Here is a 20,279-nt window from a genome sequence, read left to right as displayed (position 1 = left end):
TTTGAGATCAATGGGGCTCAATAATGGAGTCTATTACTGGACTAGTGAATGGGGCTCGGCAGCGGCCTTCACTTTCCGCCTCAGTGACGCAGCCTTAGATATAGCTTCAGGTGGAGCAGCAGTTCCATTCTTTTGTGTCCAATAGGTTTGCCAATCCGGTGTGTGGACAGCCGCCGGCTCGGGCGAGCTTGGCGGATGGCAAATCGGCATTAACGGCAATACTGGGTACAGCGGCACCGGTAGCGTAACGGGTAGTCTGTTTTCTGGAACCATCAAGTGTCGGTCCAATGTATGCGGTGGTTTCGGATACGTGTTCTGTGGCAGTAGCGTCAGCTGTGCTGTGGCGAATGCAGGGGTCCTTACCCATTACAATTTCTATGGGTACACGGTTGGGGTTAAAGACCTACCAATAACCTCATCGATAAGGGAGTGGTGAGATGAATAGTTTGGATTTTCTCGTTTTCATCAAGGCCACTATTTCCAGCTTGAGCTCACAGCATGCTCTTCTTGAGCAGTTGGCGACCAAAGAACACTCTGAGGCTGTTGCAGAGTCTGCTAAAGCATTAGAGACTTTGCGACAGATTTCTCGAGGCTTGGCCGATTCCGACCAAATTTCGTCACTAGACCAACACTTGAACAACTTATTAAAACTACAAGGCCAGGCAAGCAGTTCGACGTAACGCATAACCATCTTGCCAATCCGGGGTGTGGCGTTCAGCTGGCGGTGGAAAGGTTCTTACTGGATTTATCACCCACGGCCAGCAAATCCCTCTTCCAAGCGGCAGTACCCAAGATAGCTGTACTTGGTCGGCTTCCGATGCGTCAAACCCTCACCCTGCCCCGAGACCCGATTATGCTGGCGGTAACTACGCTTACGCTGATAGCAATCGGATCGTAACCTGTGGCTTCTATGACAAAGGTGCATTCAACCCAGGCGGTGCATGTAGCTATGTGATCGCATGTAACTAGACGCCTGAAGCTGCTACTAGGATCGCACGCATCGCGCGTACATACTTTGCCCTCTTGGGTATGAGCTATCAGCAGTTGATAGATACCAGAAACCATCAGCCCCTATGTAAATCTTCCCCCAATAACTATCGTAGTTATTCAAAGAAGCCATGCCGATCAGGGTGGGAAAGCAGAATCCTTCAGTGCTCGCAATCATGCGGACTGTTTGTTGGTAGCCGGCAATGTATTCGGCGGTCAGCTCAAATTTTGCTGCAGCCTGCCGCCACGCACCGGATTGGCAATCACGGCCGATAGCAGTTAAAGGCTCTGCAAGGATTGCAACCACCAACTTGTATCGCAAATGATTGTACTGGCGAATATCCAACAGGACAGCTGCAGGAACCAGTGTATGGATTGGCATTTGGACATCCACCGCTTGTATGAGTTGCTGTCCAAAACGAGCCTCCCCATCGATCAGCTCCCCCGGCTTCCTTCCACACCCCGGATTGGCAAGAAGGTGTGAGGCACTGGCAGGTAAGGGGCGCGCCCAGGTTGTTTTTCGACTGGATGCCGATCTTCGGGCACGCCTGTCCTTCAACAGCGGTGCTCTCGATATCCAGATACTCCCCAACTGTCACACGTCCGTCCGCCTGCAGTGTCCCGCCGCGGATTTTTCCGCCTGTCAACAGGCCCTTGTCGTTAAGAACCCTGACCCAGTCTGCATCAGCTTGGTAGATGCCGCCCCCCCACTTCTCGTTCACCCACCCAGTGTCGTTCTGGCTTCTGAACCAGCCGTCCTTACTGGTGATGTCGCTCGTCGCGGTGACCGCGCGGGCATTGTTGATGTCGTTGCCACCCATATCGATCGCGGTGTTCATCCGGTTGTATTCAGGGTGGCCTGGGACAGCGTTGCGGTAGAGGTAGTCGTTGGCCAGCTCGCCGTCCATCAAGAAGAGCGCGCTCGCGGTATGTCCCTGCCCAGGGTTGATGCCGTAGTTGCTGAGCGCCACTTCCCATCCACCTCGCACACCCTGGATGACTCCGGGCTTGAGTGACGATATGAATCCGCCCGGCCCGCCAAGATGCTCAGCGATGGTCCGAATGCCGAGTTCCGGGATGACCTGGCCACCGGTGGTCACCACAATGGCCTCGAGCTGGTTAGCGTTGAGGCGCCTGGCCAGGCCGACGATGGTCTGGCCGAAGCTATTGGTCGAGCTGAAGCCCGCCGGCAGATATTTGGTGTTTTGCATCATGTCTACGGTGACCTGGACAGGCGTAGTCGGGCCAGCATTGCTGAGCACCACGGAGTAGTTGTCCTTGAGGTACTTGGCAAAAGCGTCAGCGACAGTCCGCTGGTGTTCCGCGGCGATCCGGTAGTCCTGCTGGTTGCCGTAATTGAGCATCCACCAACCCGCGAGAGACAGCATGATGCTCATCACTATCAGGCCGAACAGGCCATCAATGGTAAAAAATCCAGCCTGCCCGCGTTTACTGGCCATGCCAGAGACTCCTGTTCGATTGGGTGACGATGTCTTGCTCGATCATCTGAAGATGTCCGCTGCGGATCTTCTCGCGGATGGACGGCGCGTCATCCAGGGTCAGTGACAGCGTTTGGAGTGTGAGTCGCGGCTGTCCGTGGTCTGGACGGAGGAGGGTTTGGTGAATGACCACAGTCAGCCCCTGTGAGAGCACCTCCAGGGCATTCGGCATGATGGGCTCGGCAAGTACAGCCAGGCGCTGGATGGAGCTCCCGATGCTGCCGCCGTGCCCAGTGGAGAAAATGAGATGGCCATTGATGGATGCTTTGATGACTTCAGCGGCAGTGGCCGTGTCTCGAACTTCACCGACCAGGATGAGGTCAGCGCGAGTTCGAAGAGCGCGTATCAGCGTTTCTGAATAGCCGCCTTGCATACGGGAAACCGGCAACTGGATGCAGCGGCCAGAGCCATGTTCGCCTTGGAGGAGCGTTTCCGGCGGGTCTTCTACAGTCAGGCCCAGGCCGCCGCGTGATGTCAGGCGGGCCTTCACCGCCGAGGCAGCACTGCTGGTCTTGCCGGTGCCCATCTCACCAGCGAAGTACACCAGGCCCCGGGTTTCTTCGGCGAGCAGGCACTCGTAAATATGGTCCGGTAACCCAAGATCCTCGAGAGGGATGATGGTTGCTCTTGACCGATTCAGCACAAAAAACGGCTTAGTGAAGACGTCCAGGTTGTACGTCACTCGCAAGAGCACGCGATCCTCTAACACGAGGGCGAATTCAGGCTCACGTGTTGTCTCGTACTGATGCAGACACCGCGCCCTCAGTTCCTGGATCTCGGTCAACCACTCCGGAGGAGCGGCGGCCTTGCGGGGCTGACCTGCCAGCCCCTTCACATCGGCAAAATCATGGCCAAGATAGAGGTCCACGAACTCAGCATCTGCAATCAAGCTCACGCTGGCAGCCTTCAGTAAGTAGTCCAGGAGATCGAGTTCATTTCGTTGGAGCAGCTTGTTGTAGCGGCGGCGGGAAGGACCTCGCCACTGGTTGCCGAGCCACCATTGATGGCGGTGGTGGTCTGCTTGTCCTTGGCGATCTTGGTGGTCAGCGTGATGCAAGCCGCTTTGGGGACGTTGCTCTCGGAGAGGGTGAAGGTCATGCCATTGCTCACAAGCGTGACGGCGCCGTTCCACTGGTTGGTCAGGGTGGTGCCCGAAACGCCCATTGAGCCGGTTCCGTCGATAGCGATCAGCGAAGGCACGAGATTAGTCCCCGATGTGCCATATCCAGAAGATCCCTTCAGCTTTTTGGCGTTGGTGATGATGGTGGTGATGTTGCTTTGCTCTACAGCGGCATCGGAACTCCCCAGCATCTTGTAGCCGATCCAGGCGATGAAACCTAAGGCGATGGTAATGAGCATGATCCACATCACGCCGTCGATGGACAGGAAGCCACGTTGGTTTTTTGGGGTAGAGAGTGTCATTGGTTGCCTCTGGGCTGTGTGCTTAGTGTTGGATTGAGTCCATCAGGCCTATGGCCAGCTGGAAGATGCCGACCATCACGAAGATCATGAGCAGGCCCATGATGACTGCGGATAGGGCTGTAAGGGACTTCGAGACCGTTTCCACCCGCTTGAGCATTTGCTCGAGCCAGCGATTGGCGAACCTCTCCATCGATGCGGCGAAACTTTGGCGTGTGGCCAAGACCTGCAGGAAATGGATGGCCATCGGATCCGGGAACTGGTGCCCGGCTAATTTGAGTGCTGTACCGAAGTCTTTACCCGAACTGACGCCGTAGTTGATGGCGTCGATCCTTTCTCGCAGCCAGGGAGAGGCGCTCCGGCTGAGAATGCTGAGCGCACTCAGTTGGCCCACCCCGGCGCGGAGCATCACTGACATGTTCAGCAGGAAGATTGAGCCGTGCAGGACTTTGTAGATTGACCAGGGGGGAATGCCTTCGAGCCGCAGCCTGGTGGTCTGCAGTAGCAAGCTGAGCTGCGTTTTCCAAACCGGGCTGTTCGGTCGAACCTGCAGGCCGCAGAAGTATGGGAGGGTCACGAACGAGACGACGACCAGGGTCAGCACGACTGCAACGATCAGAAGTCCGTAGTTCGTGACTACCTTGGAAATTACATAGAGCAGACTTGGGATGCCGGTCCACAGCTCTGGATCTTGCCGCTGAGCCATCGACGGCACCATCCAGGTGGCGATGACATACAGCAGCGCCCCCATGAGGCTCCAGGTAATCGATGGAAGCGCTACGACGGAGACAACCAGGCGAGAAATGCGTTGGCGGGCCTCGATGAGCCGAACGCAGTCCCGGAAAGCCTCCACAAGGTTGCCGGTTTTCTCCCCGGTATCGACCAGGGAAGCCTCGTCATATGGCAAATGGCTCCTGCAGGCGTCGGCGAGAGATTTTCCTCCCCGCACTAGCATCGCCACCTGACCACAAATGACTGACACGGGATGCATCGTTTTACCGTCATTGCTGAACGCCTTGGCAACGGTCTCCAGTGCTTCTTCGATCGGGATACCGTCCTCCAGGACGCCCATCAGGCTCTCGTAGAACTGGATTCGCTCGTTCTTCCCAAACTGCTTTGCATAGAAGGTGACCGCCCAGCCCTGGGCGGCCTCCCGTACACCTGTCCAGAAGTCCTGAAGCAATTCAAACATCGGATTGCTCCATCAGCTGCCTGTCGAAGTCGAGCGGCCCAGCGAAGAGCTCGGCATCGCGTGGGTCTACTATCCCGCTGGTGACTTTCATGATCCCGTGGGCGATCTTGGTGATGCCACCCATCTCGTTGACCCAGTACCTGCGCGCAGCGCTTGCACCGCGCTTGGTGAACGTATCCATGAGCTTGACGTTGGTCAGCAAGGTTTCGGCGATAACGGTGCGATCGACGACCCCAAGGTTCCTGCACTTGCTACAACCTTCACCGACCAGATTGACTTGGTCGACGATCTGCAGCTGCTTCAGCCGGGCGAAGAGATCCTTGCTGATGCCGTGGTTATGCTCACGCAGCGGGATGCGGCAAGCAGGGCAGAGCACCGGCACTAATGACTGGTTAGCGATCCCAGTGGTCAGCAGTGGATCGGTGACCAGGTAATCAGCCACGCCCATGTCAATCAGGCGCTGGATGGTGGCGATCACGTTGTTCGTGTGCAGGGTTGACCAGCTCTGGTGACCAGTCATGGCGCCGGTGTACGCCGCCTGGGCTGACGCCAGGTCGCGCAACTCACCGTACATGAGGACATCTGGGTCAAGCCGTACGGCATTGGTAATACCGTCACCCCAAGTCTCGCCGGCGTAAATCGGTGACTGGTTAGCCTTGAGCGGATACTCAGGGGGATGCTCGAGCGTGAGGATGTGCCTGGAGCCACCAGTCTCGTCATACAGCGCGTTGAGATTGACCTGCAGGGTCTTGGATTTTCCGGATCCTGTTGGGCCAGTAATCAGGTTAAGTCCGTAAGGCAGGCTCCGCAGTCTTCTGAAGTGCTCGATCTGCTGAGGCAGGAAGCCGAGCTCTTCGAAGCTCTGCTTGGAGGTATCGTCGTACAGCAGACGCATCACCATCAGCGGGCCATCCACCAGCGGCCGGGTTGCAACCCGAGCGCCGTACAAGCCCAGTTGGTCGACAAACTTACGGCTGACGCGGGCATCCTGAGCGATGTGGGGCTGGTAGTAATCGCCAGAAACATCGCACATGCTGTTGTACAGAGCAGCGCAGAATTCACGCCCTACGTCGCTCTTTTCCTGGCGTACCTCCTGAAGGACCCCATACAGCCGATACTTGATCCGGGTGACATCGTGCGAAACGACGATGTGAACATCACTGGCGCCGCGCCGGTGGGCGTCCCCCATGAACTCCACCACCTGGGCTTGGCGCTGGGTTTCGACAAGTGCCTTCATGCCCCTCGACGCCGAGGCTTGATACAGCGTCTTGATCTCAGTCATCGAGGCTAAGACCACTTCGTAGTCAATGCCTTTGTGCTCAAGCTGGTCCATGAATGCCATCACGTAGGGGTCACTGACGTGTTGGGGAGAGATGTACAGCTTCCCATCGGCGGTCATGGCCAGGACCTGGCGCAAGTCTTCCTTAATCGCATGAGGGCCGCCTGGGGCGGTCAGTACCGCCACTGGCAACGGCGCCAAAGTCAGTTCGGCAGGCTCAAGATCGACGGGCTCTGCGGATAGCTCGGTCATGGTCAATACTCCTCAGGGTTGGCCGGGCAGGAGGCCGGGGAGGCTCTGTTGTGGCTGAGATACCACCCGGTTACCGAATCCAAGTGGGTATCGCTTTCCCTCCTTGGTCAGCACGACCCCATCGAGCGTGATCTGTTGGACCCGGAAACCGTTCGGCAGCTCGCTGCCAGGCTTGGCGTCAAGCTCGCTGCCGTCGCTGTAGATCAGGCTTGCCCGTAATTTCTGTCCGGAGCCGCTGATTTCTTTCACCACCGGCAATGCCGATTGGCGCGGCCCTGAGGATGTAGCCGTCATGGCGGGAGTGAGCCCGACAGTAGGAAACTGCGTCACTGGCTGGGGGGGGCTAGGTAGTGTGCCGTTTGCCTCGAGCTCTGCCTTCGCGCGTTCGGCTTTTGCCTTGAACAAGATGGTTTCGCTCTGCACCTTGCCGAGCTCGCCGACGCTGATGGCTGAGAGATCTGTCGCTGTCTGTGCTCCGGCAATTGGCATCCAGAGCGTGAGCAGGATCAGGCTGAAGTTATTTCGCATACAGGACTCCTGTGACTGACCAGATCAGGTGGTCGGCCTTGTATTCGGTCTTGATCTCCTGCAGGCGCAGCCCTTGGGTTGGAGCGCCATTGAAGGAGTCGTAGGGCAGCACGCCAGAGGTGTACGACAGCTGGTACTGCTGCCACTGGGGAGGCGGCGGCGGAGGTGGCGTGGGTTGACCTGGCAGAGCAGGTTCCTGAGGCGTAACAACGGGGATCGGTTGCAACTGCGGTTCCTGAGAGAAACCGTGGAACCAACTGGTCAAATTCTCCAGAGCATCTCTGGCCTCAATGAGGGCGTCGTCACCGGCAGCATCAAGGGAAATGTCGAATTTCAGCAGCCCGGTCTTACCCTGATTGATGAACTCCGGGCGGATAGAGAAGAGTTCTGCGACAGCCATCGTGAACTCGTGAGCGGTGCTGTTACCTGCGCGTTCGTAGGTCGCAATAACCTGTGAACTGTTGCACTTTGCCTCCATGAAGGGCCAGCCGCGGATACTCAGCGGCAATCGGTTCATGAACCTGCTGCAGGCCTCAACGAAATCGGTGACCGAGGGCTGTTTCGCCCAGGGGTGCTCCAGCGCCTGGATGGGTTGTTCCGTGCCTGTTTGCCTCTGCAGCTCGGCCAGCTCCTCGAGGCGTTTCTTCTCCGCCTCGATGGCAGCTTGACGCGCGATCTCTGCCTGATGGGATTTCCATTGTGACCAGGCCAGTAGCCCTCCACCGATCAAGAGGGCCACCAGGAGCAACTGAGCCAGCTCAGGCTTGGACATACCGAACACGAGTGGACGCAGCCGGTATTCACGCTTGAGCCGGGACGGCTGGAGCAGCTCATCGATGTCGATGAGGTCGCCGCCCATGCCAAACTCGGTTGGTAAGAACTCTCGCTCAAACTGGATGCCGCGACTGCGTTGCTGCAACACCCGTTTACGGACTTCCGATGCCGTGGCAATCAGGTCGCAACCCGGGATGATCCTGCCCTCATGGACAGCGACGATGGCATAGCGATCTTGATCGGCGTCGACGGCCCAGGCAGCAATCCATGAATCACCGAGCTGGCCAGCCAAGGTCGCAGCCAGCGAGTACATGCCTTTGTGAACGTCAGCGGAGCGGGAAACAAAGCCCGCCTGGATCATGAGCGACGTTCTTCGGATAGCCACGATGTCCAGGCCGTGCTCATGGCCATACTGACGGGCTTCCTTCATGTAGCTGGTCATGTTGCCCAGGGGCGTCCAGAGCATGCCAGTGACGAAGACACGCCCCCGGTGCTGGATGGTCTGCACCCGGCTCGAAGGTTTGTGTGTATCGGTGTTCATGAGCGCCGCCACTTACAGGTTGTCCGGGAGGACGATTGGTGTCACCAGTACCACCAGGGCGCTGTGGGACGTCGAGCGGGTTCGCCCACCGCCCAAGCCAAAGAAGCTAGGACTGCCAACGCCGGATTTACGGGCGTCATCCCCGTTCTCGTCGAACCCAGTCAGAATCAGTGTCTCACCGCTGCGCAGACGGACCTTGGGCGCCACGTTCTTGGTGTCGTAGTCCGTGGTCTGGACCTTGGAGTCGTTGCTCTCGAAGTCCTTGAAGATTGGCTTGCTGCTGATGCTGAGGGTGATCATCAGCAGCATGTTTTCTTTGTCCAGGAGCTTGGGCAGCAGCATCATGTTGAAGCCACTGGTGATCGTCGCCGGTGTCAGTGCGGTGCTGGAACCGACGGAAGCGGTGGTGGTGGTCGAGCTGGAGGCGACATAGCTTTGGACGTTGCCGATCTGGATCGGTGCCGGCTGCAGGTTCAGCGTGGTCACCGATGGCGAGCGCACTTCGGAGACGCGCCCCTGTTCTGACAGGGCTTGCACGACGGCCTTGGAGCCTGCCCACGGAGAGCTGGACGTATCCAGAATGCTGCCGCTGGCAGAGATCGCCTCGGAACTGATGCCGGCGACGGTGTTGCTCAGGCCGAAACCCCATTTCCCGGAGATGGACTTGTAGACAGCGCTCCAGTTGACAGCCGTCTGGTCGCTGTCGCTGAAGTTAACCTCGTAGACCTTGACGTTGAACAGCACCTGTCGAGTGATGCTGCGGTTGGTATCTTTCAGGTAGGCCGAAATTCGATTCAGCACCTCCGGCCGGTCGCTGACGGTGAGCGTGCCGGTAGAGCGAGAGAGATACAGCCGCCCTGGAGGCTGCATGCTGAGCATGGCCTTGACGTTGCTCTCGATGTCGCTCATCAGTGAGGTTTTGTACGTCGACTTGGTGCTCTGGTTGCTGCCGGATTCACCCGTGGCTCCCCCCGAAGATGTCGAAGAGCCCGAGTCGCCGTTGCCGGTGGAGGTCAGCAGGCCCGACTTGACGGTACTCTCGATCTCCAACTCGTCGCCGAATGTCCAGACGTCGAAGGTGCGGGTGTCGAAGTAGGTAATGCGCACGCCCTGCAGCTCAGGGTCGAAGTGCCACGACAGCCCCAGGCGTGAGGTGGCCTGGTTAAGCAGCCCGGAGGTTTTGCCGTTGTAGTTCAGGCCGGAGATCAGTCCTCCGCTGCCGAGGCCCAAGTCGAATGAGCTTGCGCTGCCAGGCATTGCCCCCGCCATGCCATTTGGCAGAAGACCCGCTAGGCTGTCTGGATCAGGTACAGCCTGAGCGGCGCCGCGAGCGGTAGTGCCGGCAGACTTCGAGGAGAGGATCCCGGGGTTCAATGCGTCAGGCGCTACAATGACCTGCAGCCCGGTTTCCTTGGTGATCAGCTGAGCCACGTCGGTGATCGACACTGGGCCTGCAGGCCGATAGGCAATGTCACGGTCCAGGCTGAACGGGAGCCCGCGCCTGGTCACCAGCGGCTCAGTGGAAACCCAGGGCTTGTTGCTGAAAACGACCGTGTCGCGGTTTTGTTGTGGCTGCTGGTTCTGCAGGAACTTGGTGTACTGGCCAGCCGTGCGGCCCTGGAACTCTGCTCGGTCGAACGACTCATTAACCCGTTGCACGGCACAGCTGCTCAGCAGGGCCAAGGCGATCGGGGTCAATGCCCAGCGGACCCAAGAAAACTTGTTCATTTCTTCTTCCTCTCAGCGACGTACAAGACGCTCTGGGAGCCTTCGCTACCGTCGACGACGAAGGATCGCGGGGCATTGTCGTAGAGCGGGAACAGCTGCTTAATGGCTTCCTGGAACGGGCCTTCGAAGTGCAGCGGTGCCTCGATCGGATAGTTGAGGTCTTCCTGGGCCCAGATCACCCGCCACCGGGCTTTTTTGGCCCATTCTTCAACGGTATCGCGCAGGGTTGATCCAACTTCGGCCGTCCATACTTGGGGCAGCGGCCGGGGTGGTGTGGCGGGCTTGACCTCGATGGCCGGGGCCACCACTGCTGTAGTGGTCACGGCAGCCGCTGGCTTGGATGCTGCAAGTTGGTTGGGCGCATTCGGTGCTGGGGACGCAGGTGTCGAAGGTTTAGCCGCGGTGGTTACCATCGCAGCCGGGATAGAGCCATCCTTGGCGAGTGCCATTGGGGGGAGCGCGGGAGCCACTGCCGCTGGGGCTGCGACAGCGGGTGTAGTCGTGGAGATGGGGGCGGGAGTAGGCACTGCGGCGACGACTACGCCTGGCGTCGAGGCTGGTGTGGCGGGGCTGGTTCCAGGAGCCCGCGCTTTGTCGGCGTAGAGTTGGCCTGCCGGCGTCGACGGGGTTGGCAATTGGTAACCGGGGCGAAGCACGAAGCACACCTGACGGTTCACCTCATCGACTTTCACCTGCCAGGCCGGGCCCGCGAGGACCTGCAGGGTGTTTCGCAGAGTCATTGGGCCGAGCTTGTACTGGGCTGCTGGCAGAGGTCGGGTGTACAGGATGTTGACGTGTTGCGAGCTGGGCGGGCAGAGGGCGTAACCTGACCGGTCGACCACGTAGAGCATGGCGTCCCGAACGCTGGGGTTCATGCTCGATGGGATGGTCACGTCGATGATCTGTGCCATCAGGTCGCGCTGGCTCGCGTCGGGTTGGGTGCTCACCAAGGTGTAGCGGCCATACCGAACGACGGGTTCCTTCTCCGGACTTGCTCCGTTCGGGTAGATGTCCGGAGACAGCCATTCGGGATTGCGGCTGCTATCGAACGCCGGCTTCGGCGGCTGCTCAGCCTTCTGAATCGCACAACCCGCAACGAGTGCGGCGAGCGAGAGAGTGGTCAACTGCCTGATCATGAGGCCCCCTGTAGTCATTGAAGGCAACGGTGACAGCCGATAGCTTTCCGCGCAGCTGGAAATCAATATCTCGCAGGACCAGATTTTTCCGGTGGGCTGATGAGTTCGTGCAACGGGTTGTCTTGGGTGCCCTCGGCAGCGGCCAGGGGGGCATGATTTTCTTGGCGTAAGGCTGATCGGCCTATCGCTGAGAGTATCTCTTGGCCTAAAGTGCATTTCATCACCGCCCAGGTCGGCGATCATGTCCGCTTCAATACCAAATTAAAAAAGATAACCATGAAAGAAACACTAGGTAGGTTGTATTTGTGGCAAATAGCACTGGCTAGGGTTTTGGATCTCCTGGCGCTTATGCAACGAGTAGACCGCTTCTGCAGAACTGGAAGGCCAAAAAATATTACTGAGCTGTATGATCAGGAACGTCGCAGATTAAAAACTGGTCTGCGACTTGAGGGCGAGGCATTAGATAGTTTTGAATCAGAGCATGGCTCCTTATTTCCTGATGTTCACGATGTTCACCTTATTGATGAATTAATCACAGAAGAAATCATTATAAAGTTGTGCACTATTTTTAATTCTGGTTGGGGTAAACCCGGGGTTATTGCGGGAAATAAGAAATCGTTTTGGGAGCCGATTGTCGCTGAGGTGATTTCTGAGGCCTTCTCAGGTGACGTTAAAGTCAAGTTTTATGAGTTTCTAGAGGCCGCGAAGGGATACAGAGACAAGCATGGTGCCCACTTTGATCACGAAAGCTTCAACATGACTCATGGGGACAAAGAAATCGGTGAGGATGGGGTTATCTACAGCGTAGGATGGACCAGCGCCTTACTGACTTTTGATTGGGTTTTTGTGAATGAGACCCTGCCAGTATTTGCTAAGGCGTTGAACTCCTATATCGCCAAGTTACAGAGAGACGCCGGTATAATCTGATGGCCCATGTTTGGCAGCAATGCATCGGCCTGTTTTCCAAGGATTTAGGTTGGTAGTAGTCATTGGGTTCACGTTGAAAGGGTTAAGTTTCGGAGCTATATCATTCATGAGCTCAAACTGTGATTCCCAAGCGATCCTACTTACTGGATAGTCGCTGCAAGCATTGCCTTGGCCAGCGCGTCCTGCTGCTCTTCCGGCTCAATGAGCTCCAAGCTGACTTGGCGCTTCGCTAAGAGCATCTGCCAGAGCTGCTGATCGATGCTGTTCTCCACGAGGGGGATCTTCACGATCACCGTCCTGAGCTGACCATTCCGGTACGCCCGGTCCTCGGCCTGATCCTGTTGTCCGGGTGTCCAGGGCAGGCCCAGGAAGAAGACGTAGTTGGCGGCCGTGAGGTTGTTGCCGGTACCGGCGGCTTGGGTGGTGCAGATGAAAGCCCTGCAGTCGGGGTCGCCCTGGAACTTGTCGATCGCCTTCTGGCGTTTGGTGAGTGTGTCACTGCCGACCAGGGTGACGTTCCCGATACCGGCTGCATCGCACAGCTCCTTGAGGCGCGCGACGGTGGGTTTGAACTCGCAGAACAGGATGACCTTGTCTTCGGGGTCCAGCTCGCCCAGCAGGTCCATAGCGACTCTGACCTTCACCTGTTCCAGGTAATGGCGAAGCGCGCCGAGCCTGGCAAAGATGGGCCTGTCCTCGAGGCGAATGCTGTCGTACTTCTTCCGCTCCTCCACCCCCATCGCCACGGGCAGCAACTGCCGGTGCTTACCCTTGAGCCCGGGCAGAACGTCTTTGCGCCGGCGAAGCATCCAGTCGCCCAGTTCTGCCCGGAGGTTTTGCCGGAACTCTGGGCTGCCGGCGAAGCGTTCGCAGAAATCGCTGAGGGGCAACTGGCCGACCGGGTGCCCCGATAGACGTAGCAGGGTGTGCAGCTCTGTCTCGCGATTGAGGACAGGCGTGCCTGTCAGCAGATAGCGATTCGGCACCTTGGCTGCGATATCGAAGCCATGGCGTGTACGCTCGGCAGTCGGCTCCTTCAACTGGTGCGCCTCGTCGACCACTAGAACGTGGTAATGCTCAGCCAGCAGCACGTAGTCGCCGAGACGCTCGTAATTGATCAGCATCCATTGGACCAGCGGGTCGTGCTTCTGCACAGCGACTGTCGCGTCGGGGTAGACCGCCAGGATTTCGCGCTGCCAGTTGATCAGCAACGAGGAAAGGGTCACCACCAGGATCGGGCGACCGGCTGCACTGATATGCGCCGCGATAATGGCCTGGCGCGTCTTGCCGAGGCCCATATCATCAGCCAGCAGTGCGCTGGTGCGCTGGAGCAGGTGAGCGATGCCAGCAGGCTGGTGATCGAGCAGGGAATAGCCGACCAGGGCCTGGGCGATCGTGGCATCTGAGAACTCGGTGCGTTCAATCGGCGAGACGGCAGCGAGGTAGATGTCGTTGGAGCTCTCCTCACCGCTGGCGGCTGTCGAGGGTTCCTGAGGAGCACCGCCCAGGCTGATGCGTGGAATGTCTGCTGCTGGAACCACAGAGCCATCGCCCAGGAGCTCCTGTACCACGTCCAGGATCTCGAACTGCTCCTCCACAAGACCGAGCTCCAGGACCAGGTTGCTGCGCAGGATTTCGGCGGTGGCGTTGACTCGCCACGAGCTGGATTTGCCCAGGAACACTCCCCGCATCCGGCGGGCCACTGCAACTACTCCAGGATGATAATCTCCGGACAGCAGCACACCGCCGTCGGCGAGCGGGGCAATTCGCAGTAGCATTCCCGAGATGAACGCGTCCCGGCGTGGGTTGGCCAGCGCGCTCTCGATCTTCTGGCGGAAGGCCTGCCATGACTCAGTGACCTTGCCACCGGCCAGCTCGATCAGCTGGTGGTACACCAGGTCCAGCTCGTCGATGAGCTTGGCCTTGGGCACGCGCCAGTAGCGGCAGAGCGGGTGATCACTGCGGCGAATGAAGAACCCGCTCCGTGCGAACATGACCTTGTTTGCGCCTTCAATGTAAGGCATGAGGATGCCCATGTCGTAGCCGTCGAATACGGCGGCTTCGAGCAACACTGGTTGGCTATTGAGGAGGCGTGGCCGTTTCAATTGGCGTCCGCGCTCTTGGACTTCATCGGCACAGTCTGGTCCAGGTGGTAGGCAGGCACCCATCGGGTTAAGAGTACTGAGCCATGAAGCGACCCTCCCTGGCCACTGATTACGTACGCCGCAGGCTCTGAGCCCTTCGGCACACGTCTGCGTTCCTGCTTCCAGTACCCAGCGGTTTTGATGTCGTCAGGTTGTAACGGCCAGCACGACTCGCCTGGCCGGGATTCATAATGAGGGACCTTCGGATTGTCCGCCTGCTCGGCCTTCAACCGGTCAATGACTTTCTTGGAACGGGCCACAAGCACCTCCGGGAGGATGAGTAGTCAACTCGTCATCATTCAAGGTGCGCCTACCCGCACCCGTAAGAGCGAGCAGATTGGCAGTTGGGGGAAACCTGCTACAGGAGAAATGGATTACCGCCTTCGAAACATTTCGCCTACATGCCCCTGGGCTTGGTCATATCAGGTTTGTCGCCCACTGTGGGGTAGCTCACGCGGCAGTTGTTCGCTTTGAACCCGGTGCATCCCCAGAAGTCGTAACCGCCATCGCCGCGCTTCTGTCGGCGCGCGAGAGGCATCCCGCACTTGCCGCAGGAGTAGCCGTCCTGGGCGCCCGATGAGGATTCAGGCGACCGCGCCTTCATCGCCACTGTGGGCGCCTGTCGGAGGCTTTCCAGCTCACTCTGGAGGTGCTCGTAGAACTTGGCGACCACAGGGCCGTACCTATCCTCACCGCGGGCGATTCGATCCAAGTCCTTCTCCAGCGTGCTCGTGAAAGCCAGCTCGAGGAAGCTGAATCGGCCTTCCAGCTGGGCGACGGTAGCCTCTCCCAGCGGTCCTGGTACCAGCTTGCGCTTTTCCTCGACGACCAGGCCCTTGCTGGTGATGTTTTTAACGATCGCGGAGAAGGTGCTGGGCCTGCCAATCCCACGACGCTCCAGTTCCTTGATCAAGCTGGCCTTAGTAAAGCGCCCTGGCGGTTTGGTCTTCTGGTTCAACACCTCGCCCTGGAGTACGTTGAGGATCTGCTTAGGTTGCAGCGCCGGCACTGGATTTTTGGGCAGGTCGGTCGACTCCTCATCCGTGTCGTCTTGCTGCAGGAGCTTCATCCAGCCGAGATAGGCTACCGAGCTACCCGTCGCAGCGAAGCGCAGCGGCCTTTGATCCGGCCCCTTGGCCAGCAACTTTGCGGTACGCACGTCGTAGATGGCATCGGCGAGCTGGCTGGCCAGTGCGCGGATCCGAATGAGCTTGTACAGCGCCTGTTCATCGGAAGACTCTCCCGCAACCTCATCATCCCAAGCGGTTGGCGCGATCGCAGGGTGACCTTCCTGTGCGCTGTCTGCTGCCTTGAACGTCCGGCGTTCGTCTACAACGTCGAGCCCCTGGCGTCGTGCGACAGCCTGGATGTCAGGCATGGCCTCATCGGCCAGGTTGGGGTTGTCCGTCCGGTGGTATGTGATGACACCCTGCTCGTACAGGCGTTGCGCAATCTGCATCGTCTTGTCGGGGTCCCACTTCAACGCCACGCTGGCGGCTTGCTGCAAAGTGGACGAAATGAACGGTGCGGGCGGCGGACGCCGCTTCTTGCCGTCTTCGCACGATTCCACGATAACTGCACGGGTGGCGGCGACCCGGGCGGCGAGCGTGCCGTCCTGGACGTAAGGGTGTTCTTTGCTGGCAAAATCCGGCACCGGCTGCCATGCGGCAGTCCAGGCCAAGCTGGAAGCTTCGTCCCTGAAGGTCAGTTCTGCGCCGAAGTGGTGGATGACCTTGAAGTTGCGGATCTCCCGTTCGCGCAGTACAACCAGGTAGAGCGCAGGTGACTGTACACGGCCCGCTGACGTGGGTTGCCCCATGACTCGGCGCAGCTCCTGAGTGACGGGGTAGCCCACCAAGCGGTCGAGCACCCTACGGCACTGTTGTGAAGCAACGAGCTGGCCGTCGATCTTGCGGGGGTTAGCCAAACCCTCCCGCACACGATTCTGTGTGATTTCATTGAAGGTGACGCGCTTGTACTCGCTGATGCGCAGCGCCTGCTGAATGTGCCAGGCGATGCTTTCACCTTCGCGATCCGGGTCAGTGGCAATATAAACCTCGGTGGCGTCCTTTAGCGCCTTGCGGATCGTGCTGACGTTGCGGGCACTCTTGGGCAGCATCTCGTACACCGGCCGGAGGTTCTTGAGCACCCCAGTGGTGATCATCGTCTCGTCCATCCCCTTTTCAGGGAGGTCTCGGATGTGGCCACCAGTGGCTACAACCGTCCATTGCTCGCCAGGCCGGATCTTCTTCATCATGGGCCCTAGCTTCTTCAGCTTGCCCGGTGCCTCGATGATCATGAGTTTCATAAGGTGACCCTGAACAGTTCGAACAGAGCGCACTCTTGCCGCCGGCCGGAGGCGGCACAACGCGAAATGGTCAACTGAAAGGGCGGGAATTCGTTGGGATTGCTTTTATGAATTGCGTGATGAGGAGTGGTGCAATTTAGTCTCCTTGATCAGATTCCAAAGAGCTTCCTGGGGAATCCAGCTTCTGGAAGCCCAAGTGAGGAGAATTGGCAACCAGGCAAGGAGGGCTTAGAGTCGAGTAGATCTGCGACCTGTTTTATCCAGCTTGAACTTGGCCCCAAGCGTTGAACAAGCAGCCAGATGACGCTGATTAGCCCGAATATTCGAGATCGGGCATTTTGGTCAAGCGCCAGGTTTTGAAAATAAGGGTTGTCAAGAACGGAGAGCGGGTTGGCCGCTACTTGGTTCCAAATACGAGTATGATGTGCGCACCTGTTGCGCAAGGTATTTATCTCTCGTAGCCACTGAGTTAGCACGTGGGTATCACTAATACCTAGTCGAGCCGCAATGCGATTTTGATGGTTGCCTTTGAGGATTTCGAAGTATTTCGATAGTGTACCAAAATCCCATGCCTCCACAGCTACCCAGAACGGAATAGCTTTGTGCGCGCGTCTATGCCATTCAATGGAGTCTTCTTGGCTACGATCCAACAGATTTTTTTGGCGTTTTTGCCACTCTAACCAAGTATTTCGTTTTTGGTTAGTTTTGCGGTCATTCCAGTCTTCGGTCTGTTTAGGGCGAATGAACTGCGAGTCCGTATACGCCATTGGTGAGTGGTAGCCAACCTCGTGAGCAATTACAGTCCTGACCTGGATCTCAATCCGTTCAATCGCGTCAAGCATGAGTTGTCTAAGTTTCTTATCAAAAAGATAAAGATCGACGGCGTCATTGAAGGTTGTGTCAGGTAGAAAATTGCTTTTTCTACGCGGTTTGCGTGTTACTTGGCAGATAAGGACATTCTGTTGCTCGTCCCTATCAAAGTCGCGCGCGGGCTGCCAGTAACCACTGAGCCGATAATAGCCGATCTGTGAAATCTTCCGTTCTGCTCGGTTGGGGTCAGGTACGAGCATGCCTCTGGTAATCAGTAGCTCAACCAGTTCGGAATAATTTTTGAATGGCTTAGGAGGGGCTAGCTGCTGCAACATCCATGTTCCAGATAAAAGAAGGCCCAAACATAATACTGGACAAAGCCAGCACCAGAGGTTCAGGCGCGATTGGGCGGTGATTCTAGGGAGAAGGCGGAGGGGTGTCAAGACAAAATCAGCAGGTTGGCTGTGAAGGCCACCGCAAGCTGGAGGCTGTAAGAGCAAGAGGTCAGAGGCTGAGGATGAGCTGCTGGGCTCGATTGTACCCTTTAAGCCAAGAGGCCAACATGGCGGGGTGCTTGTAGGGACAAGCATACACGGGCAGCCCTTTCTCGGCGGCTTCCACTCCGGCAGCCTCCACCGCAGGATGGGGGTTGTTGAACTGGCGCCTATCCGCTTTTCGCTCCTGGGCCACTACATGCTGCATCGAATGCTCCTCATCAGTGCCCCTGCACCTGCCGGGCAGATCACGCCTCAAACATTCTTGATACCGGAAGCCTCGCGACAAGGCGCTTTTTTCGACTCCAGTAGCTAATTTTTAAACACGTTAGCAGCTGTAGGGTGGAGATGCCTTCAGGAAATGGTAATTTGCCAATGCGACGATTTCAACCGCCTCCTGACCTGGGCAAGCGCTGCTTGCAGCGCCCCTTCGGCCACGACTTGCCGTCCTGGTTGCGGGAGCTTCCCGAGGCGCGCGACCCTGGGCAGTAGGTTCTGGCCGCCAGGAGTTGTGTGGCATCTGACGCCAAGTGTCGAGTGGGCGGTCGCGTCGATCTGTTCTGGCTCCCAGAAACTTCACGAATGGCGGCGGAAAAATTAGGCCCCACACCAATGCCCGTGTGCCAGACCTAGTGGGGAATCATGCTTGAGCGGTAGAGTGCCGACCAAGCCAGCAGCGTCGCGCTGGGGTCTTCCAATGCGGCACGAACCATCACCTCAGCGTGTTGGCCTGTGATGTCGCAAACTGCCTGCCCAAGTCGCAGGAGCTCAGCCGTCACTCCTGCATCCCGGGCCTTGGTCGCAAACTGATACTCCTCGGCCTGCCCATACTCAAAGGTGGCCTTGAACTGGGAGCGAAGCATTTCGATGGCCTTCACCTCAGCCTCGGGCAGGAGGATGGTTTCGCCGTCGCAAAAGACCTGGGGAACGCCTTCGAGAGCTTGTACGGCTTCCATGTAGCGCGAGGAGTCTACCGTCGCTTTGACGGATGGATATTCCGGGTAGTCGTGGTGCACGGGACGTTACCTCGAAGCGGAAATAGGTGGCGAGGCGCTGTCCTTGTCATCGGCAACTTCACGAACGGCGCCTGAAAAATGCCTGCCAAGATGTAGTTGGGTTTCTACGGCGAAGCTTCATCGAAGGGAGGGGTAGCTCGTAGTGACATCCTTGTCACCAGGAGCTTCGCGATGTGGCGCGCCAAATTAAGGGGGGGCTACAGAGGGATGTCGTCGTCAAAGCCTTCGCCGTAGTGGCGCATGTCCTCGGGGCTCGGCTGAGGCACGTTTTGAGCCTGGCCACCGCTGGTCTGACTGCGCGCCTGACCCAGCGGTTGGTTGGTCGGACGCTGACCGCCGCCGCCGCCAGACAGAGATACGTGCTCGATGCGATGTGGAAGAATCGCGATCCGGCTGGCTTCGACCTTGAGCGCAGACACCTCCTGGCCACTTTGTTTATCCGTCCAGCTGTCCATGATCGCGCGGCCAATCACCACAACGCGCATGCCCTTCTGGAACAGCGCTGCGAACCGCTCGGCATCCTGGTGCCACCATTCGACGTTGGCCCAGAAGCCACCACGATCCTTGTAGCCACCCTGGCCATCAGGGATCGAGTTGTCGAACATCACATTGAGTCGCAGCATGTGCCGCGGATCTTTGTTGCCGTTGGCGAACGACCGGTGCTCGGCAGCGTTGCCGACGTTGCCTTCCCAAACTACTGGTGTACCCATGGTGTATCTCCGTTCAGTGTTGAGGTGGGTTCATGACCTGCTGCAGTCGAGCCTGATATTCGGCCTCGGCCTGCCCCATTTTTTCTGCGCACTCGGCGGCCTGTTTGCCGATTGAGTGGATGAGGCTGATCTGCATGTTCAGGGTGATTCGGTGTTGCTCCAGGGCAAACAGGTCCTGCAGCAAGTGGGTTGGTGTTTTGGGGGCGTGGATCATCTGGGCCCATACGCCGACACCCATGCGCCGACCTTGCACGCTTTGCCAGCGAAGAAAGGTTGTGCCAGCCGCTGTGTTTTGCTCGATGAGCCTGACGGGCAGCAGGGCGAATGGATGTTGACGGACCTGGGCCAGCACTTCCTGGGTAATGGCGCGCAACCCTGCCTCCAGCGATGCGCAATGCTCCGCCAACTGGATCAGCTCCCCCTTACCTTTAAAGGGCTTTAAAAGGCCTTTTAGTGAGGCACTCTGTTGCAGCGCCTGATAGGCACCCTGTTGCAGCGGTTTGAAGGCACCCTGTTGCAGGGCCTCCATGGGTTG

General features: G+C 58.1%; 18 protein-coding genes. 2 read left to right on the top strand and 16 right to left on the bottom strand.

Going from position 1 to position 20,279, the window contains the following annotated elements:
* The first annotated feature begins 437 nt into the window (after positions 1-437).
* Positions 438-680: a hypothetical protein gene (locus K5H97_RS21900; protein ID WP_038705588.1), complete on the top strand. Its 243-nt coding sequence runs from the start codon at positions 438-440 to the stop codon at positions 678-680.
* Positions 681-1,250: 570 nt separating this feature from the next.
* On the opposite strand, the gene pilV is transcribed toward K5H97_RS21900, so the two are convergent.
* Genes pilV through pilL2 form a run of 9 tightly spaced genes read right to left on the bottom strand, consistent with a single transcriptional unit; the run spans position 1,251 to position 11,335 of the window.
* The gene (pilV, locus tag K5H97_RS21895; protein ID WP_222577997.1) at positions 1,251-2,447 is read right to left on the bottom strand and encodes a shufflon system plasmid conjugative transfer pilus tip adhesin PilV; all 1,197 of its coding nucleotides are present in this window, start codon (positions 2,445-2,447) and stop codon (positions 1,251-1,253) included.
* Positions 2,437-3,381 (bottom strand): ATPase, T2SS/T4P/T4SS family, encoded by a 945-nt coding sequence (locus K5H97_RS21890; RefSeq protein ID WP_023628938.1) that lies wholly within the window; start codon positions 3,379-3,381, stop codon positions 2,437-2,439. The genes pilV and K5H97_RS21890 overlap by 11 nt, the downstream gene beginning before the upstream one ends.
* An 11-nt stretch (positions 3,382-3,392) precedes the next feature.
* A complete protein-coding gene (locus K5H97_RS21885; RefSeq protein WP_023628939.1) occupies positions 3,393-3,908 on the bottom strand; it encodes a type 4 pilus major pilin in 516 nt (171 codons plus the stop codon).
* 22 nt (positions 3,909-3,930) lie between these two features.
* Entirely contained in the window at positions 3,931-5,097 is a 1,167-nt protein-coding gene (locus K5H97_RS21880) for a type II secretion system F family protein (RefSeq protein ID WP_023628940.1), read from the bottom strand.
* On the bottom strand, positions 5,090-6,628 hold the full coding sequence (locus tag K5H97_RS21875; protein WP_023628941.1) for a GspE/PulE family protein: 1,539 nt from the start codon (positions 6,626-6,628) through the stop codon (positions 5,090-5,092). Before K5H97_RS21875 ends, K5H97_RS21880 begins: the two co-directional genes overlap by 8 nt.
* 12 nt (positions 6,629-6,640) lie before the next feature.
* Entirely contained in the window at positions 6,641-7,156 is a 516-nt protein-coding gene (gene pilP / locus K5H97_RS21870; RefSeq protein WP_023628942.1) for a type IV pilus biogenesis protein PilP, read from the bottom strand.
* Positions 7,146-8,471: a type 4b pilus protein PilO2 gene (pilO2, locus tag K5H97_RS21865; protein WP_028692969.1), complete on the bottom strand. Its 1,326-nt coding sequence runs from the start codon at positions 8,469-8,471 to the stop codon at positions 7,146-7,148. The genes pilP and pilO2 overlap by 11 nt, the downstream gene beginning before the upstream one ends.
* A 12-nt stretch (positions 8,472-8,483) precedes the next feature.
* Positions 8,484-10,199, bottom strand: coding sequence for a PilN family type IVB pilus formation outer membrane protein (pilN, locus tag K5H97_RS21860; protein ID WP_023628786.1), 1,716 nt, complete (start codon positions 10,197-10,199; stop codon positions 8,484-8,486).
* The gene (pilL2, locus tag K5H97_RS21855; protein WP_028692970.1) at positions 10,196-11,335 is read right to left on the bottom strand and encodes a PFGI-1 class ICE element type IV pilus protein PilL2; all 1,140 of its coding nucleotides are present in this window, start codon (positions 11,333-11,335) and stop codon (positions 10,196-10,198) included. Before pilL2 ends, pilN begins: the two co-directional genes overlap by 4 nt.
* Positions 11,336-11,611: 276 nt before the next feature.
* Here pilL2 and K5H97_RS21850 point away from each other — a divergent pair, with 276 nt between their 5' ends.
* On the top strand, positions 11,612-12,262 hold the full coding sequence (locus tag K5H97_RS21850; protein WP_023628785.1) for a hypothetical protein: 651 nt from the start codon (positions 11,612-11,614) through the stop codon (positions 12,260-12,262).
* Between the two features lie 140 nt (positions 12,263-12,402).
* On the opposite strand, the gene K5H97_RS21845 is transcribed toward K5H97_RS21850, so the two are convergent.
* From K5H97_RS21845 to K5H97_RS21815, 7 genes are all read right to left on the bottom strand, one after another.
* On the bottom strand, positions 12,403-14,367 hold the full coding sequence (locus K5H97_RS21845) for a DEAD/DEAH box helicase (RefSeq protein WP_023628784.1): 1,965 nt from the start codon (positions 14,365-14,367) through the stop codon (positions 12,403-12,405).
* 436 nt (positions 14,368-14,803) lie between these two features.
* The gene (gene topA, locus K5H97_RS21840; RefSeq protein ID WP_023628782.1) at positions 14,804-16,714 is read right to left on the bottom strand and encodes a type I DNA topoisomerase; all 1,911 of its coding nucleotides are present in this window, start codon (positions 16,712-16,714) and stop codon (positions 14,804-14,806) included.
* Positions 16,715-16,863: 149 nt separating this feature from the next.
* On the bottom strand, positions 16,864-17,859 hold the full coding sequence (locus tag K5H97_RS21835; RefSeq protein WP_023628781.1) for an Abi family protein: 996 nt from the start codon (positions 17,857-17,859) through the stop codon (positions 16,864-16,866).
* A gap of 169 nt (positions 17,860-18,028) precedes the next feature.
* Positions 18,029-18,226, bottom strand: coding sequence for a CrpP family ICE-associated protein (locus K5H97_RS21830; RefSeq protein ID WP_023628780.1), 198 nt, complete (start codon positions 18,224-18,226; stop codon positions 18,029-18,031).
* Positions 18,227-18,647: 421 nt separating this feature from the next.
* Positions 18,648-19,034 (bottom strand): hypothetical protein, encoded by a 387-nt coding sequence (locus K5H97_RS21825; RefSeq protein WP_028692972.1) that lies wholly within the window; start codon positions 19,032-19,034, stop codon positions 18,648-18,650.
* Between the two features lie 197 nt (positions 19,035-19,231).
* On the bottom strand, positions 19,232-19,744 hold the full coding sequence (locus K5H97_RS21820; protein ID WP_028692973.1) for a single-stranded DNA-binding protein: 513 nt from the start codon (positions 19,742-19,744) through the stop codon (positions 19,232-19,234).
* 13 nt (positions 19,745-19,757) lie between these two features.
* Positions 19,758-20,273, bottom strand: coding sequence for a DUF3158 family protein (locus K5H97_RS21815; RefSeq protein ID WP_230852995.1), 516 nt, complete (start codon positions 20,271-20,273; stop codon positions 19,758-19,760).
* Positions 20,274-20,279: the final 6 nt, after the last annotated feature.

Origin of the sequence: Pseudomonas mosselii (genome assembly GCF_019823065.1) — a bacterium.
Classification (GTDB): domain Bacteria; phylum Pseudomonadota; class Gammaproteobacteria; order Pseudomonadales; family Pseudomonadaceae; genus Aquipseudomonas; species Aquipseudomonas mosselii.
Note: the sequence above shows the minus strand (reverse complement) of the source record. Positions and strands in the feature narration are given on the sequence as shown.